This is a genomic window from Rhodocaloribacter sp., from assembly GCF_056451265.1.
Window position 1 is genome coordinate 25,013 of the sequence record NZ_JBWOPL010000034.1, and the last position, 17,735, is coordinate 42,747.

Consider the following 17,735-nt stretch of genomic DNA (forward strand, 5'->3'; position numbering starts at 1 on the left):
TATGGTCGTCGTCAATAGTTCGGAAGAGCCTCGTTTGTGAAATCGTGTGCGCGTCGTGTGTTTGCCGCGCGTATATTTATTCTGATTGCTCCTTTCTACGCGCTTGACTCGCAGCGCTTCCTCTGTTCTAGGGATCGAATCCATCATCCCGGGCAGACAGGGTTCTCGGCCCCATGATTTTTTTGGTACACCTGTATGAATTACTCTTTTTTCCCTCCCGGTCTCTTCCGGATCTCGACGCGTGCCTTCCGTTCCTCTGTTCGGATGCTTTGTCTCGTCCTTTCCCTTGCTGCTCTTCATCCCGCGGCAGCGCAGTTCACCGACGTTTCTTCGACGGCGGGCATTACCCTGGTGCATAGTCATACGGCCAATGCTCCCGACTACAGCATCGGAACGGGCGCGGCCTGGTTCGATTACGACAACGACGGCGACCTCGATTTGTACGTGACGATGCGGCAGGGCGCCAACGTGCTCTATGAAAACGATGGCCGCGGCGGCTTCGTCGACGTGGCCCCTGCCGTCGGGGCGGAGGACGCCGCGCACGACGGCGCGGGGGTCGCCGTGGCCGACTTCGACAACGACGGCGACCTCGACCTCTTCCTGGCCAACTCGCTCGAAGACGTCCTGCTCCGCAACGAACTCATCGAGTCCGGAACCGCCGTGTTCACGGACATCACCGTCGGCTCCGGCATCGTGGGCGATGAACGGGGCTCCTCGGCTTCCTGGGGCGATTATGACGGCGACGGCTTCCTCGACCTCTACGTCGCGCATCACGAGCCGATGAGCGTCAGTGTCGGAAATACCCAGGACCACCTCTACCACAACAACGGCGACGGAACCTTCACCAACGTCTCCTATCTGCTCGCCGGCGACGCCGACGGCAGCGGCGCCGACGACACGAAAGGCTACGGCTTCATCGCGGCGTGGACCGACTATGACGACGACGGCGACCTCGATCTCTACCTGATGAACGACTGTCCCTTCTATCCGGAAGGCAACAAACTCTGGCGAAACGACGGCGGCCTCGACCCCGAAAATTGGCTTTTCACCGAGGTCAGCGCCGACCTCGGAGCCGACCAGTGCGCAAACGCCATGGGTATCGCCGTGGGAGACTACAACCGCGACGGACGCTGGGACTATTATTTCACCAACATCGGGAGCGCCTATCTCCTTCGAAACGACGGCGGCTTCCTCACCGACGCGACTGCCGAGGCGGGCGTCTTCGAAGATCTCGAACCCGGCACCGGGAAGGTCCGCATCACGTGGGGCGCGATCTTCTTTGATTATGACCTCGATACATGGCAAGACCTGGTCGTAGCCGCCGGCGTCATCTCCAAGAGCAGCGAGACCGATCCCCAGCCGAACATTCTCTATCACAACGACGGCAACGGGGTGACGTTCACGAACGTCTCTGTCGGCAGCGGCATCGAGGACGAGCGACGAAGCCGCACCATCGTGATGGGCGATTATGATGGCGACGGCGACCCGGACCTGTTTTACGTCAACTATGGAGAGCCCGTCGTCCTCGTGCGCAATGATATCGACAACGGCAACCACTGGCTCATCCTCGATCTGGAGGGTGTGGCCGGCAACCGGGACGGCGTGGGGGCCCGCATCCGCGTGCGCACGCCCGACGGCGTAGATCAGTACTGGGAGATGCGGAGCGGCTCCAGCCTCGGCGGCGGCGACGACCTGGCCGCCTATTTCGGCCTGGGCGCAAATGCCTCCGTGGACGAGATCGAGATCCGATGGCCCTCCGGCATCGTGCAGACGCTCACCGGCGTGGCCGCCGACCAGCGCATGACCGTCGTCGAGAGCGGGCTCCGCGTGGTCATGATTCCACAGGCCGTGCCCCTCGAAATACCGGCGGAGGGCGGCTCCTTCACCTATACCCTCGTGCTCGAAAACCACACCGACATGACGCAGACCTTCGATGCGTGGGTAAACCTGACCGGTCCCGGCGGCGTCAACATTACGCGCGGCCCCGTGCCCGTCACGCTCGATCCCGGCGCGACGACGAGCAAGGATCTTTCTCAGACTGTGCCCGCAAGCGCTGCGGCGGGCGCCTACACGATGACCGGCTATGCCGGCGCTTTCCCCATTGCCGAGCAGTCCGACGCCTTCTCCTTCACGAAGGCGGAAGCGGCGGCCGCGACCCAACCCCCAGGCGCGTGGACGTCAACCTTCGAGGCCGCCTTCGGCAAAACGGCGGGCGCGCGCCTTCCGGCGCCCTCTACGATGACCCTCGAGCCCAATTTCCCCAACCCCTTCAACCCGGTCACGCGGATCCCGTTCAGCTTGCCCGAAGCCATGCGCGTTCGCCTGAGGGTCTACGACGCGCTCGGGCGCGCGGTGGCGGTCCTCGTCGATGAGGAGCGTGCGGCGGGTCGTCATGCCGTCGTATGGGATGCCGCCGGGCGCCCCACCGGCTCGTACTTCTTCCGCCTTGAAGCCGGAGGAAACACGTTTGTGCGGGCGGCGCTGTTGATGAAGTGAACGCGGGGTCAGCTTTCCTGCCGCCCGATCCGCATGTGGAGTTCGATCTCTTCGCCTTCGCGGATCACCCCGAAGCGCACGCGGTCGCCGGGGCGAAAATCATAGAGGCGCGCCACGAAGTCCGTCTGATTGTCCACCGCTTCGCCCTCGACCGAGACGATGACGTCGTACGGCTGGAAGCCTGCCTTTTCCGCAGGAGAGCCGGGATCGACGTCGTCCACGATCACGCCGTGCGCTACCGGCAGCGAGAGCGCGCGGGCAATGCGCGGGTTGACGTTCACGCCCACGAGGCCGGTATAGTATGACCGGTCCACGAAGCCTTTCTCTTTCAATTCTTCCACCACGCGCCGCACCTTGCCCGCCGGCACGGCGAAGCCGATTCCTACGGATCCGCCCGTCTGGCTATAGATGGCCGTGTTGACGCCGATGACCTCGCCGAGCGCATTGACGAGCGGTCCGCCCGAGTTGCCCCGGTTGATGGCCGCGTCGGTCTGGATCATGTCCCGATAGAGGCGGCCTTCCTGCGGCTGGAGGTCCCGCCCGACGGCGCTGACGACGCCGACGGTGACCGTCGGGTCGGCGGCTTCGAAGAGGCCGAAAGGATTGCCGAGGGCGATGACCCATTCGCCCACGAGCGGGCGCTCTCCCTCGGCGAAGCTGAGGTACGGCAGGGGGGTCTCCGGCTCGACCTTGAGCAGCGCGATGTCGGTGGCCGGGTCCGAGCCGATGAGCCGGGCCTCCCGCACGTCTCCGTCGGGGAAGGCGACGGAGATCTGTGTGGCGTGGCCGGCCACGTGATCGTTCGTGACGATGTAGCCGTCGGCGGAGATGACGAAGCCGGAGCCGAGGCTCTGCACCTGCCGCTGCATCACGCGCGAGCGGCGGCGTCCGAAAAAGAACTCATAGAAGGGGTCGGCGAAGGGGTCGGCCACGCGCACCCGCTCTACGGCCGTCACGTTGACGCTGACGACCGCCGGGGCGACCACCTCGACGGCCCGCGTGATGGCCGTCCGCCGGGAGCGCTCGAGCGTGTCGCCGGGCGCCTCCGCCTCCGGCGCGACCGTCACCCGCTGCGGCGGGGGCGCCTCCGCCTGCTGCGACCGGGCCCGCGGCTCACATCCGAAGAGAACGCTCGATAAAGCCAGAAGAAGGAAGAGACGGTTCATAAGCGCAGAGGTTTGGTATCGGGCCGGAGGCTGCCGCGCTCCCTCGACCTGCGCCCGTCATACGGGAGCGGCCGACAGGGGTTTCTGCACCCGGCATCGCCTCCATGCGCCTCCGCCTCGCGCGCCGCCGATTTCGTGGCGACGCCCGCTAAAGGACGTGTTCGCTCCGTCGATACTTGCGATACCTGCCGTCCCACTCTCTGTATTGACCGATTGATCCCATCATGAAACGACTGTTCTTGTTGACGCTGCCTCTGATCGCGCTGAGCCTCTACGGCGTCGGTTGCGATGCCTTCAAGCCCGACGAAACGGCCCCCACCGGCGGCGTCGTGACGCTCATCGGACAAGTGCTCAACGACCAGACCAACAACCCGGTCCCCGGCGCCTTCGTGACCGTCAAGCCCCAGAACTTGCTCGTCGAGGCGGACGAAGAGGGACGGTATCGCATCGACGTGGAAATCGACAGCACGATGGACGTGCAGGTTTTTGCCGAGAAGGAGGGCTTCGCCGAGCAGTCCGTCACCGTGCTGGCGCTGGCCGGACGAGAAGTGGACGTGCCCACGCTCCGCATCGTGCAACTCCTCGAAGACGAGCCCATCTCGGGACTTGCTTCGAACATTCTTCTGCTCCAGCAATCCGCCTCGAGCATCGGCGTCAAGGAGAGCGGTTCGCAGGAGGTGGCGAAAATCACGTTCCAGGTGGCCGACTCTCTCGGGCGGCCCGTCATCCTCGACAATACGACGCTCGTGCATTTCTCGCTCGGCGTTCAACCGGGCGGAGGCGAGTTCATTTTTCCGGAAAATGCCCCGACGGACAACAACGGTCTGGCGACGGTCAACCTTTCGAGCGGCACCAAGGCGGGCATCGTGCAGATCGTCGCTGAGGCGAACGTGGACGGGCGCACGATCCGCTCGCTCCCGGTGGCGGTGGCCATCCACGGCGGGTTGCCCGATCAGGACCACTTCAGCATCGGTCCCGCCCGCTTCAACTTCCCCGGCCTGAACACCTTCGGCCTGACCAACACCATCAGCGTGATCGTCGGCGACAAGTACAGCAATCCCGTCAAGCCCGGCACCTCGGTCTCGTTCTCCACCACCCACGGCATCATCGAAGGCGCTGCACAGACCGACGACACCGGGCGCGGGAGCGTCGCTCTGATCTCCGCCAATCCGGTTCCCCCCGACGGCATTGCGCTCATCACGGCGGTGACGGCGGACGAGAACCAGCAGGACGTCATCGGGCAGACGCCGGTCATCTTCTCCGGCGTGCCGGTGATTACGGTCTCTCCGGCCGAGGCAAAACTCGACCAGACCTATACCCTCACCGTTGCCGATCAGAACGGCAACCCGCTCGCGGAAGGCACCGTCATCAGCGTCAAGGCCGAAGGCACCAAGGTGAAAGCCGTCGGCAACACGAGCGTCATCCTCGACGACTCGGCGTTCCTTGGCGGCAATGCGTATGAGAACGTCTTGCGAGGCCCCGGCATCACCGAGTTCACCTTCGTCGTCGTTCCCGACCTCACGCTCGACGAGGAAGGTTCGCCTGAAGTCGAGTCGGTCACGATCAAGATCTCCGGTCCCAACGGAACGCTCGAGATCGTCCTGACCTCCGCCGGCGAAGCCTCGGCGCGGACCGAAGGCGCGACCATCGAGCGCCTCGGCCATGGCGTCATCCGGGCGCGCGCGACCGACTATTAGGCCCTTCGCACATTTTTGCGCCGGAAAGAGCCGGTTCGACCTCGGGGTCGGGCCGGCTCTTTTCCTGGGCCATGGCTTCCTCCGGTTGGGTCCGGGGCGCCTGCCGCGCGTCGGAACGACGGGGAACCCGGAGACCGGGTGTGCGTGAGTCTGCGCTTCCGTATCTTCGGCTTTCTTCCCGGTTTTCTCGTCTCCGCATGCCTTTTCGGATCCTTTTTGCCTTCGTGCTCGCGCTGTCTGTGGCGGGGTTTGCCCGGGCGCAGAACGGCCGCGTCCCTTCCGCTCCGGTGCCGGAGATGACGGACGGCGGCGCGGTGCGGATGCCGGCGTGGCGCCGGCGCGCGCTTCTGCGCAAAGACAGCCTGTGGGCCGAGGCGCTGCGCATCCATTTCAACGCCCTCGTGATGGACGGCCACGTGGACACGCCGTCGCTCATGCTCCGGGGCTATGACTTCGGCAAGCGGCATCGGAGCTTCGAGGGGCACGTGGATCTGCCGCGTATGTTCGAGGGCGGGCTGGACGCGCCTTTCTTCTCGATCTACGTGCCGGCGGCGCTCGGCGAGGGGAAGCGCGCCACGGACCGCGCCCGCGCGCTCATCGCCGAGGTCAAGCGGCAGGCGGCAGCCCATGCCGACAGCGTGGCGATGGCCTATTCGGCGGCGGACGTGCGGCGCATCACGCGCAGCGGAAGGAAAGCCCTGCTCCTCGGTCTCGAAGGCGGGCACGCGCTCGCCGGATCGACGGACGTGCTCCGCGAACTCTACGAGGCCGGCATCCGGTACGTCACGCTCACCCACGTGAACACGAACGGGTGGGCCGACGCCTCGCAGACGCCGTCAAGATGGGACGGGCTCAACGACCTCGGGCGGCGGATGGTCCGCGCCATGAATCGCCTGGGCGTCCTCGTCGACCTCTCCCACGCCTCCGACGCCGCGTTTTACGATGCCCTGGCCGTCTCCGAAGCGCCGGTCATTCTCTCGCACTCCTCGACGCGGGCGCTCACCGACGTGGTGCGCAACGTGGACGACGACATGCTCCGGGCGCTGGCCGCCCACGGCGGTGTGGTCATGATCAACTTTTACGAGCCGATGGTCAACCGGAGCCTCACGCCCGACGTGATGGACGAGGTCTACCGGCGGCTCGGCGGGCGGACGGGGGATCTCCGGCGGCTCTGGGCCACCGTCTTTGCCGTGCGGCAGGAGCGCGGCCTCCCGCCTGCCGGCCTCGACGACGTCCTCGCCCACATCGACCATGCCGTGCGTGTGGCCGGCATCGACCACGTCGCGCTCGGCTCCGACTTCGACGGCGCCCGTATGCCTGCCGGTCTCGACGACGTGACGCGCCTGCCGTGGATCACCTATGCCCTGCTCCGGCGAGGATATTCGGAGGAAGAGGTTTACAAGCTTCTTGGCGGAAACACGCTGCGCGCGCTCGAGGCGGCCGAACGTGTGGCAAAATTACCCCCCTGAGCCTCCTTGTTTTTTTTGATGAAAATAATTGTGATTAATTAATTTATGGTGTGTATTAAGGATTCTTTATCCACCATTTCTTCGCCCATATCCCTTTTATGAGGCTGTAAATTGCCCTTGCAAATTCACTCAAAAAATTAAACCTTTGCGCCAGGAGAGGGCTCCGACGTCTCCCCGGGATTCCTCTCGGCGCATGTCCCCTTAATCAGCATTCGGCGGCCCTGCCAGGCCTGACTGTCGATTAAAGCTACCACGCTTACACCCGTGCCGGTGTGGTGCCCGGGTGTTTGTTACCTTAACGTTAACTCATGTTAAGCCATTCGCGGAGGACTTCATGAAGCATTCTGTCACCAAGCGACTATTCGGCTTCGTCCTGGCGGCCTTCCTGACCGGAAGCGCCTTTGCTCAGGGCGTAACTACGGCGTCGATGCGCGGCGTCGTGACCGACCCCAACGGCGCCACCCTGCCCGGCGCCAACGTCGTGGCGGTTCACCTGCCCTCGGGTTCCGAGTACGGCACGGCCACCAACGTCGACGGCGCCTACAACCTGCGCAACATGCGCGTGGGCGGTCCTTATCGCGTGACCGTCACGTTCGTCGGTTTCGAGGACTACGTTCGGGAAGGCATCATGCTGAGCCTGGGCGAGACCTATCGGCTCGACGTCACCCTCCAGGAGAACGCCGTTGAACTGGCGGAGATCGAAGTCGTCGCCGGCGGCATTTTCGATTCCGAACGCACGGGCGTGGCCACCACCATCGACGAGACCAAGCTGGAGATCATGCCGACCATTGGTCGGGACCTGGCCGACTTCACGCGTCTGACGCCTCAGGCCTACGTCGAGAATGACGACGATGACGGGCCGGCCATCTCCATTGCCGGACAGAACAACCGCTTCAACTCGATCTTCATCGACGGCGCGGTCAACAACGACGTCTTCGGCCTTTCGGCCCAGGGCACCAACGGCGGGCAGACCGGCTCGACGCCGATCTCCATCGACGCCATCGAGGAGTTCCAGATCGCCATCTCGCCCTTCGACGTGACGCAGAGCGGCTTCACCGGCGGCGCGATCAACGCCATCACGCGCAGCGGCACGAACAACTTCGAAGGCTCGGTTTACTACTTCCTTCGCAACCAGAACCTCGTGGGCAAGACGCCGCCGGCGCTTCTCGGCCCGGGCGATCCCCGCGAGAAGCTGCCCGAGTTCAGCAACAACCGCTACGGCTTCCGCTTCGGCGGCCCGATCATCAAGAACAAGCTGTTCTTCTTCACCAACGTCGAGATCCTGCGTTCCGAGACCCCGGCGCCTTTCGACGTCTCCTATGTGGGAGACTCGGGCGGTCGGCTGGGCGATCTGCGGCAGGCCCTGATCGACATCGCAGGCTATGACCCCGGCGACTTCGGCGACAAGGCCTCCAAGCTCGACGACGACAAGATCCTCGTCAAGCTCGACTGGAACATCAGCCGCAACCACAAGCTGAGCGCGCGGCACAGCTACGCGAAGGCCGACAACATCGACGCTTTCCAGAGCAACACGAACAACATCAACTTCTCCAATAACTCGGAGGTCTTCCCGAACCGCACGAACTCGAGCGCCCTCGAACTCAACAGCACCTTCGGGAACAACTATGCCAACAAGCTGATCCTCGGCTATACGCGCGTCCGGGACGACCGGGGCTTTGCCGGCGATCCGTTCCCGACGGTCGACATCAACGACGGCAGCGGAGAGATCCACTTCGGTTCGGAGCCGTTCTCGACGGCGAACATCCTGAACCAGGATATCTTCACCATCACGAACAACTTCAACATCTTCAAGGGCAACCACACGATCACGATCGGGACGCACAACGAGTTCTATTCGATCGACAACCTGTTCATCCCGCGCAATTTCGGGACGTACGAGTACGACAGCTTCGACGACTTCATGCAGTCGCTCTGTGCCTCGGGCGGCGGCAGTTCGTCGGCGTGCGCGCCGTACGGCCCGAACCCGCAGCCGGTGGCTCCGCGCATCTACCAGCGCGGCTACTCGCTCGTCGACGGCATCGCCGGAGACGGCACGAAGGCCATCGGCGCGTTCGACGCCTTCCAGCTCGGCTTTTATGCCCAGGACGAGTACCAGGTCAACGAGCGGCTCCGCGTGACGGGCGGCCTGCGCGTGGACGTGCCGAAGGTCACCACCACGCCGCGCCACGCGCCGGACGTCTTCGACACGACGATCCCGGCCGTCTCGGCGAAGTACGACCTGAAGGGCGCCCGCCCCGGCAAAACCCCGGCGGCGGCGCTCTACCTCTCACCGCGCGTTGGGTTCAACTATGACCTGACGGGGGAACGCTTCGCGCAGGTGCGCGGCGGCGTGGGGGTCTTCACCGGGCGTGTCCCGTTTGTCTGGCCCGGTAGCATGTTCCTCAACAACGGCACCAACTCGGGCTTCGTCTTCCGCTTCGGCGGGCGCTTCCCCGACGGCTCGCCGATCCCGTTCGTGCCGGACATTCAGCAGCAGTTCACCGGCGCCGACTTCGGGCAGAGCGACATCCCGAGCGGGCGGCTGGAGATCTTTGAGAAAGACTTCCGCTACCCCCGCGTCTTCCGGACCAGCTTCGGCCTCGATTATGAACTGCCCCACGGCGTGATCGCCACGCTCGAAGCGCAGTACACGAAGACCATCAGCGGCGTCAGCGTGCGCAACGTCAACCTCAACCCCGACGCCGTCACATTGACCGACGGCCCCGGCGCGCGGCCGGTCTACTTCGGCGACAACATCGAGCTCGACCCGCGCTACAGCGCCATCCACGTGGTAGGCAATACCAGCAAGGGCTACACCTACGACGTTACGGTGCACCTGCGCAAGCAGTTTGACGACCTCTTCGCCAAGGGCGACGCCCTGCTGCTCGACGCCTCGTACACCTACGGCGACGCCTACGTGGTCAACGACGGCACCTCGTCGCAGATCAACACGCTCTGGCGCAGCATGGAGGTGGCCGATTATCTGCCGAACAACCTGCGGCAGACGCGCTCGGACTTCTCCATCGGGCATCGCATCCTTGCCTCGGTGGTCTTCAAGAAGCATTTCCTGAACAACCTCGCCACGACGATCTCGCTCTTCTACACGGGCGAGAGTGGACGGCCGTTCAACTACACCATCGACAACAGCGACGCGCTCATCGGAGCGCCGGGCTTCCGCGACTTCGGCCTGTTCTACGTGCCGAACAGCGCCAGCGAACTGACCGGCCTCAGCCCCGAAGATGCCGCCGCACTCGACCGCTTCATCGAGAGCAGCGACTACCTCAAGAGCCGTCGCGGCAAGTTCGCCGAGCGCAACGGCAGCCGCCTGCCCTTCGAGAACATTCTCGACCTCAAGCTCGCGCAGGAAGTGTTCGGCAACATCGCCGGGCGCAAACAGAAGTTTGAGATCACCCTCGACATCTTCAACTTCACCAACCTGCTCAACAGCGACTGGGGCCGGCGGTACAACAAGTTCACGAGCAGCAGCAACGGCGGCTTCGAACTGGTGGAGTTCCGCGGCTTCCGCGACCCGGACAAGGGCGACCTGACGCCGACCTACCGGCTCGAGTTCGACCCCGAACGTACGCCGACCGAAGAGAAGTTCTTTGACACGCTCGTCAAGGACTTCGGCACGTTCAGCTCGCGCTGGTTCATGCAGCTCGGCTTCCGGTACACGTTCTGACGCGGAGCCGCCTTGCTTCGAAAAAGCCTCGCTCCGGTTCGCCGGGGCGAGGCTTTTTCATGCGTCTCGGCGCGCGCGCGTCGCACCCTCGAGCAACCGGTCCACGGCGGCGACGGCCGTGCGCAGGCGCGCTTCGAGCGGGCCGGCGACCGTCACCACCGGCACGCCGCGTCGCGCCAGCTCCGCCTCGAACCGTCGTTGCAAAAGCTCGCGCACCTCGGGGCTCTCACGCTGGCCGGGGTCCGGCGTCCACGGGATGTCGGCGGCGGCGAGCAGATAGAGGTCGCCGTGGCGCGCATACGAAGCCTCGACGATCCAGGCAGGGCAATGGCCGAAATAATGCGCGTTGTAGACGCACGAGGAAACGAGATCGGTGTCGAGGAAGAGCACGCGGCGCGCCTTCGGCAGAAGCGCCGCCTCCGCCGCGAGGTGACCGCGCGCGATGGCCTCCACGTCCGACGCCTCGGGCAGCCGTCCCTTCGCCTCGACGAACAGGCGCACGTACTCCGGCGCCCAGACCGTCCCGTAATGCTCGGCCAGCCGCTGCGCCAGGGTCGTCTTGCCCGTGGATTCCGCCCCGGTGAGCACCACCCGTTTCACATCGTTTTTCTCCATGCGAAATACCCCATCGTGGCCAGCACCAGGTAGGCGGCAAAAAGCAACGTGGTCAGATACAAGCCCTTGTACAGATAAACACCCACGTACAGCGCATCGACGGCGATCCAGACGAGCCAGTTCTCGAGGATCTTCTTCGAGGTGAGCCACTGCCCGACGAGGCTCCCCACCGTCGTCGCCGAGTCCCAGTAAGGCAGGCTGGCGTCCGTATGGTGCGACAGCGCATAGCCCATCGCCGCCGTGCCCGCGACGGCGACGAGCGCCAGCGTGAGGCTCTGCCGCCGGGTGACGTGAATCACCCGGGCCTGCGCGTGTGCCTCGCCGCCGTGAAGCCAGTAATACCACCCATAGATCGAGAGCGCTACGTAGATCACCTGAAGGCCCGCATCCGCGTAGAGCCGCACCTCGTAGAAGACGACCAGGTACGCCAGCACGCTCACGAGGCCCACGGGCCAGCACCAGATGTTCTGCCGGATGTTCAGCACCACGTAGAGCACGCCGGTCACGAAGCCGACGAGCTCGAGGAGGTTGAACCCGCGATAGAACAATTCCTGAAAAACGTCCACGGCGCCCCCCGAATGATCCTGCGTAACGACGACCGTTCAAATTACCACCGAACGGTCATGGGATGCCGTTCGTTTCGACAAAAACCCGGCGAAACCGCGCGGTCCGGTCCGCTGATGCCGCCTGCAGGCTTTTGTCCGTATATTGAGAAATCGGAAACGCTTCCGATACCAGACACCGCATCTTTCCCGAAGCCTGGAGGCCAACCTTTGAAAACACCGTATGGAAACATTGTCGGCTGGGGCAAATACGCGCCCGAGCGCATCGTGACGAACGACGACCTTGCGCAGCGGGTCGATACGAGCGACGAATGGATCCGCGCCCGCTCCGGCATCCGCGAGCGCCGGATGGTCGGTGAGGACGAGCACACCTCGACGATGGCCGTCGGGGCGAGCCGGGAAGCCCTCGAAAAAGCCGGGCTTGCCGCCGCCGACCTCGACCTGATCATCGTGGCCACCTCCAGCCCGGACTACCTCACCCCGCCCGTTTCGAGTCAGGTGCAGGACCTCCTCGGCGCGTCGTGCGGGGCGTTTCAGGTGGTCGTCGGATGCACGGGCTTCGTCTACGCGCTGGCCATCGCACAGCAGTTCATCGCCACGGGCGCGTGCCGGACGATCCTCGTCGTCGGCGCGGAGCTGACGAGCCGGTGGATCGACTGGGAGGACCGCGCCACGTGCGTGCTCTTCGGCGACGGCGCGGGAGCGGTCGTCCTCCAGGCCACCGACGAGCCTTCGGGCGTGCTCGCCTTCGTCCTCGGCTCCGACGGCTCCGGGGCCGAGCACCTCATCGTCCCCGGCGGCGGTGTGGCCCACCCGCCTTCACACGAGACCGTCGACGCCCGCCTCAACTACGTTCGCATGAACGGGCGCGAGGTGTTCAAGTTCGCCACGCGGAAGATGCCCGAAACGCTCGAAGCGGTGCTCGGCAAGGCCGGGCTGACGGTGGACGAGCTGGACCTGCTGATCCCCCATCAGGCCAACCTCCGGATCATCGAATATGCCGCCGGGCAACTCGGCATCCCGATGGAGAAGGTGGTCGTCAACGTGGACCGGTACGGCAACACGTCGGCGGCCTCGATTCCGCTGGCGCTCTGCGAGGCGCTCGACGAGGGCCGCGCCCGCCCCGGCGACACGCTGGCGCTCGTGGCCTTCGGCGCGGGGCTGACGTGGGCCTCGGCCGTCGTTCGCCTCGGCCTGCACACCCCGGCCCTCCGGGCGTCGGCGACCGAGGCGGAAGCCGTCTCGTGAGACAGAACGCGGGCTGACGCAGGGTTTGGGGTGAGGGCCGACCGGCCGGTCGCCCCTGCGCGGGGTATGGGAAACTCACGCCAAACGATTCCCGCGTCCCGGGCGTCCGGCGTCTGATCTCCGGCGGCGCGGCATCCCGGCGTCCCGACGATCTTTTTTCCGGCGCGATAGTTAGCGATGCTCAGCATATGCACCGGAACGGCGAAACGATGACAACCACGGCGACGGACAGTGTCTTGCTCTCATGGGTGGATCTGCGAACGGATCCGTATGCGCGGGGCCGCGACGGCGAGCGCGAGGTCGGCCCCACGCTGACGCTCCTCTTCGATCCCGAGTCCCCCTATCGCGGGCGCGTCTCGAACGTCGTCCTCTTTTACCGGAAGCCCACCCACGACCCGAAGCGGCACGAGGACTTCGCCGCCGCCGACGCGACGCGGAAAGAGATCGAGCGGCTCGGCGCAAAGCAGCGCGTCCGCGTCGAACTCGTGCCGTGGCACGGCGAAGATCCGACCGACCATCGAAACATTTTTGACTTCCTCAGCCCCCGCGTGGCCGAACTCGGGGAGCGTTTCGCCGGGCAGCCGCTCGTCGTCCACATCAGCCCCGGCACCCCGGCGATGCAGACGGTGTGGGTGCTCATGGCCGAGATGGGGCTCATCCGCCCGCCGTTCACGGCGGTGAAGAGTCTCCGGCGCGCGCACCGGGCGGGTCGCCCCGCCGTCGTTCCCGTCAGTCTCGACATCCCGACCTTCTACAAGGCCTTTCACAAGGCGCGGCCCCGGCACGTGGCCTCGGTCGAGGACGTGGTGCTCTTCGATCCCCGCCGCTTCGTCTCCGAAAAGCTCAAGCGGCTCTATGCCGACGCGCGCCGCTTCGCGCAGCTCAACGTGCCCATCCTCATCCTCGGCGAACGCGGCACGGGCAAGACCACCCTCGCCTCGTGGATCCGGAGCAACAGCCCCTTCCGCGAACCGAAGAAAGACGCCTCGTGGCCGTCGGTGCCGTGCAGTCAGTACAGCCCCGAGACGATGCGCGCCGAGCTTTTCGGATATGTCAAAGGCGCGTTCACCGACGCCAAGCAGGACACCGAAGGCCTCCTCCACGCCGCCCACGGCGACACCCTCTTTCTCGACGAGATCGGCGACATCTCGCGCGACCTCCAGCGCATGCTCATCCGCGCCCTCGAGGAGAAACGCTTCTCCCGCGTCGGTGCGACGACGCCCGAGACGAGCGCCTTCCGCCTCCTCACGGCGACGAACATGCCGTGGGACGACCTCCGGGAGCGCCTCGACGCCGACTTCCTCGACCGCATCAGCGTGCTCCGCCTGGAGATGCCTCCGCTCCGGGAGATGCGCGAGGATCTGCCGTGGCTCTGGCGGCACATCTTTCAGGAGGCGCTCAAGAGGGCCGGCATGCCTCCGGCGCGCCTCCGGCTCACCCCGGCGGATCACGAGCGGGTGGTGCGGCGCCTCCGCGAGCATCCGCTCCCCGGCAACCTCCGCGACCTCTTCCGCACGGCCTATCATCTCCTGGCCGCGTGCATCGACGAGCCGGACCCGCACACCGGCGACGACCGCGTCGGCTATGCGCTCAAACAGGCGCTCTCGGCCCGCGCCGCTCCGACGAACCGCCTCGCCGAAGCCGTCGCCGGAGCCTTCGCCCACGGCGAGCCCCTCGATGCCCTCGTGCCCGACGGAGAGGCCGTCTCCACGCGCGACGTCGAGCGGGCGTTCCGCCGGTACCTCGCCGAGGAGTTCCGACGCATCGCCCGCCTGCGCGGCGTCAAGCCGCAGGACCTGTGCGACGTGACCGATCGCACGCTTCAAAAATGGGTCAAAGGCGAGTCCTGAGCGACCGGTCGTTGGAGCGAGGGACGCGCCCTTCCGGCGTCCTCGGGAAAAGACACGCGCTTCGCATCGGGCGAACGATTCTTCTTTTCGAACAAAGCCCGGAAGCCCGAAGGCGACGCTGACGCCGCGAAAGGGACGATGGTGCGGCGGAGGCGGGTTTCGGTATGCGCTTTGACCCGTCAGCCGGGCGAACGACGCCCCGCACCCGACGCCGACGCTCATGAACCGGATCGCTTCGACTTTCGCTCTTCGCCCGTGGCCGCTCGCCGGCCTCCTCGCCTTGTTCGCGCTTGCCGCCTGCTCGTCTACCCGTCCGGCGGGTCCGCGCTCGTGGAGCGGCGCGGCGGAGCGGCCCGCCCACACCGGCGAGACGCGCGCCCACGCGCGTTCGAACGCTTCGGCGGAGACGCCGGACGACGCGCCTCCGGAAGAGGCGCCGGGGCCGGACGTGATGATGCTCCGAGCCGGGATCTATGACGCGATGTCGCGGGTGAGCCTCGCGCAGGCTGCCGGCGACACCGAGGGCATCGAGGCCGCGCTCGACGAAGCCATGAACGGCATCCGTCGACTCGCCGCCACCCCCGCCGCCCTCGACGACGCCGAGATGCGCGAACTCTACCGCTCCGTCGTCACCGCGTACGAGCAGTATTACGGCGTCCCGGACACGCTTCAGACCGAGTACGGCGCCATCTTCGCCTTTCGCGACGCCATGTTCTCGGCCATGAACGAACTCGACGAACCACTCCTCGAAGACGTCATGCTCCCGGACGTGCAGCCCGTGGCGATGACCATCCCGCTGCACCGGAACCGCCTCGTCGAACAGAGCATCCGATATTTGCTCAAGGAGCCCGACAAACACCTCCACCACTGGCTCAGCCGTTCGGCGACCTACTTTCCCATGATCGAACGGATCCTCCGTGAAGAGGGCGTGCCCGACGAACTGAAATACCTCGCGATGATCGAGAGCGGGCTCAATCCGCGGGCGCGGAGCCGGGCGAGCGCCGTCGGGATGTGGCAGTTCATGTCGGCCACGGGGCGGGCCTATGGGCTGAAGGTGGACCACTGGGTGGACGAGCGCCGCGACCCGGAGAAGGCGACGCGGGCGGCGGCCCGGCACCTCCGCGATCTGTACGAGGCGTTCGGCAACTGGCATTACGTGCTCGCCGCATACAACAGCGGCGCGGGGCGCGTGCGGCGGGCGATGCGGCGGGCAGGCGTCTCCTCGGCGAAGGAGACGGAGGTATGGAAGATCTATCCGTACCTCCCGCGCGAGACGCGCAATTATATCCCGATGTACATGGCGACGGTGATGGTAGCCTCGGATCCCGCCGCCTTCGGCGTGAAGGACGTGCGCCCCGGCCCGCGATACACGTATGACGTGGGCGCCGTCGAGGGCATGATCGATCTCCGCGCGGTGGCCGAGATGGCGGGGACGGACGTCGAGACGATCCGAGCGCTCAATCCCGAGCTCCGGCAGTGGACGACGCCGCCGGCGAACGCGCCGTACCGCCTCCGCCTGCCCAGGGGCACGCACGAGCGCTTTGCCGAGGCCTATGCCGCGCTCCCCGACGAACGCAAACGGAGCGTCGCCACGTACACCGTCCGCCGCGGCGACACGCTCGGCAAGGTCGCCCGGCGCTACGGCACGACGGTGGCGGCGCTCAAAGACGTGAACGGGCTCCGGAGTTCGACCATCCGGACGGGGCAAACCCTGCACGTGCCGGTCCCGTACGAGACGTATGCCGGCGCGACCGACGCCCCGCCCGAGACGCCGCCCGCCCGGAGCTCCGCCGCGACGCCCGTGGTGGAGGCCTCGATGGCGGCGCCGACGCCCGCCGCGACCCCGCCCGCCGGCACGCGCGTCCGATACCGCGTCCGCCGCGGCGACAACCTGACGGAGATCGCCCGGAAATACGGCGTCACGGTGGCCGACCTCCGACGGTGGAACGACCTCGCGGGCAGCCGCATCAACGCCGGAGAGACCCTGACGATCTTTCCCGGCGGCGACGCCTCCCCGGCTCCGACGGCGACCTCGCACAAGGTCCGCCGCGGCGAGAACCTGACGAAGATCGCGAAGAAGTACGGCGTCACGGTGGCCGACCTCCGGCAGTGGAACGACCTCCGGGGCGACCACCTCCGCGTCGGGCAGCGGCTGACGGTGAAGGCGTCCTCTGCGTCGTCGGGGAAGGGGCGATGGATCTCGTACGCCGTCAGGCGCGGGGACAACCTGACGAAGGTCGCGAAGAAGTACGGCGCGACGACGGCGGAGCTGCGGAAGTGGAATGCCCTTCGCACGGACGTCCTCCGCGTCGGGCAACGGCTGGCCATCTTCCTCCGATGAGGCCCGCGTCGCCCGAGGCGGATCACCCACACGAACCTCTCTCCGATCATGATCGAGAAACAACGTCCCACCGCGCGAAACATCCTCGACGCCGTCGTGCAGGCCATGTATGAGGCGCAGGAGCCGCTCGACGAGGGGCTCGTCCTCGTGCCTCCGGTCTTCGACGTGCTCTTGCATCCGGCGGCGTATCAGGACCTGAAATCGCTCGTGCCCCGGATCAAGAAGCAGGCAAAGCAGCGTCTCGACGCCGAACTCGAACGCCTCAACCGTCGGGGTGCGGAGGAGGGGTTCTTCCGGCGCGCGGCGCATCAGGTGCTCCGCTGGTTCTCCGCCGAACGATACCTTCAGCGCACGTACGGCGGCGCGGCCACGTATGAGCGGGCGGGAGAGGCGTGGTCCATCGACATCGGCGTGACCGCCGAGCCGGACGCAGGCCTCGACTACCTCGCCGTCGAGACCGACTTCGCGGCGCACGCGCAGACGGCGTTCAAGGGTCGCCCGACGGTGAACATCCGCCGCCGCACGGTGGTGCTTCCGGACGGGCGCTTCGAGACGGTGCTCACCACGGACCGCCCCGCGCCCCCGCTCGTGCCCGGCGCGCATCGCCT

The 17,735-nt window shown here is 66.0% G+C and carries 11 protein-coding genes; 8 read left to right on the forward strand and 3 right to left on the reverse strand.

Annotation, left to right across the window (positions count from 1 at the left end; translation table 11 throughout):
* Positions 1 to 264: 264 nt before the first annotated feature.
* Positions 265 to 2,496, forward strand: coding sequence for an FG-GAP-like repeat-containing protein (locus AC1HIY_RS04850; RefSeq protein WP_479575583.1), 2,232 nt, complete (start codon positions 265 to 267; stop codon positions 2,494 to 2,496).
* Positions 2,497 to 2,504: 8 nt separating this feature from the next.
* Here AC1HIY_RS04850 and AC1HIY_RS04855 read toward each other — a convergent pair whose 3' ends face one another.
* Positions 2,505 to 3,662, reverse strand: a complete 1,158-nt coding sequence (locus AC1HIY_RS04855; protein ID WP_479575584.1) for a S1C family serine protease — start codon at positions 3,660 to 3,662, stop codon at positions 2,505 to 2,507.
* Between the two features lie 224 nt (positions 3,663 to 3,886).
* Between AC1HIY_RS04855 and AC1HIY_RS04860 the strand changes: the two genes are divergently transcribed.
* The 3 genes from AC1HIY_RS04860 to AC1HIY_RS04870 all read left to right on the forward strand — a co-directional run bounded on the left by AC1HIY_RS04860 (position 3,887) and on the right by AC1HIY_RS04870 (position 10,510).
* Positions 3,887 to 5,359, forward strand: a complete 1,473-nt coding sequence (locus AC1HIY_RS04860; RefSeq protein WP_479575585.1) for an Ig-like domain-containing protein — start codon at positions 3,887 to 3,889, stop codon at positions 5,357 to 5,359.
* A 197-nt stretch (positions 5,360 to 5,556) separates the two neighbouring features.
* The gene (locus AC1HIY_RS04865) at positions 5,557 to 6,828 is read left to right on the forward strand and encodes a dipeptidase (RefSeq protein WP_479575586.1); all 1,272 of its coding nucleotides are present in this window, start codon (positions 5,557 to 5,559) and stop codon (positions 6,826 to 6,828) included.
* A 334-nt stretch (positions 6,829 to 7,162) separates the two neighbouring features.
* Positions 7,163 to 10,510 carry a TonB-dependent receptor gene (locus tag AC1HIY_RS04870; protein ID WP_479575587.1) on the forward strand — a complete coding sequence of 1,116 codons (3,348 nt, stop codon included), beginning with the start codon at positions 7,163 to 7,165 and terminating at the stop codon, positions 10,508 to 10,510.
* Positions 10,511 to 10,567: 57 nt separating this feature from the next.
* Here AC1HIY_RS04870 and AC1HIY_RS04875 read toward each other — a convergent pair whose 3' ends face one another.
* A complete protein-coding gene (locus AC1HIY_RS04875) occupies positions 10,568 to 11,125 on the reverse strand; it encodes an AAA family ATPase (RefSeq protein ID WP_479575588.1) in 558 nt (185 codons plus the stop codon).
* A complete protein-coding gene (gene pnuC, locus AC1HIY_RS04880; protein ID WP_479575589.1) occupies positions 11,107 to 11,691 on the reverse strand; it encodes a nicotinamide riboside transporter PnuC in 585 nt (194 codons plus the stop codon). The genes AC1HIY_RS04875 and pnuC overlap by 19 nt, the downstream gene beginning before the upstream one ends.
* 207 nt (positions 11,692 to 11,898) lie before the next feature.
* Between pnuC and AC1HIY_RS04885 the strand changes: the two genes are divergently transcribed.
* The 4 genes from AC1HIY_RS04885 to AC1HIY_RS04900 form a co-directional block, all read left to right on the forward strand.
* Positions 11,899 to 12,936, forward strand: coding sequence for a beta-ketoacyl-ACP synthase III (locus AC1HIY_RS04885; RefSeq protein ID WP_479575590.1), 1,038 nt, complete (start codon positions 11,899 to 11,901; stop codon positions 12,934 to 12,936).
* Positions 12,937 to 13,145: 209 nt separating this feature from the next.
* Positions 13,146 to 14,786 (forward strand): sigma-54-dependent transcriptional regulator, encoded by a 1,641-nt coding sequence (locus tag AC1HIY_RS04890; protein ID WP_479575591.1) that lies wholly within the window; start codon positions 13,146 to 13,148, stop codon positions 14,784 to 14,786.
* 220 nt (positions 14,787 to 15,006) lie between these two features.
* Positions 15,007 to 17,127, forward strand: coding sequence for a LysM peptidoglycan-binding domain-containing protein (locus AC1HIY_RS04895; protein ID WP_479575592.1), 2,121 nt, complete (start codon positions 15,007 to 15,009; stop codon positions 17,125 to 17,127).
* Positions 17,128 to 17,175: 48 nt separating this feature from the next.
* Positions 17,176 to 17,735: hypothetical protein (locus tag AC1HIY_RS04900; RefSeq protein WP_479575593.1), on the forward strand; the 560-nt coding region annotated here is incomplete at its 3' end.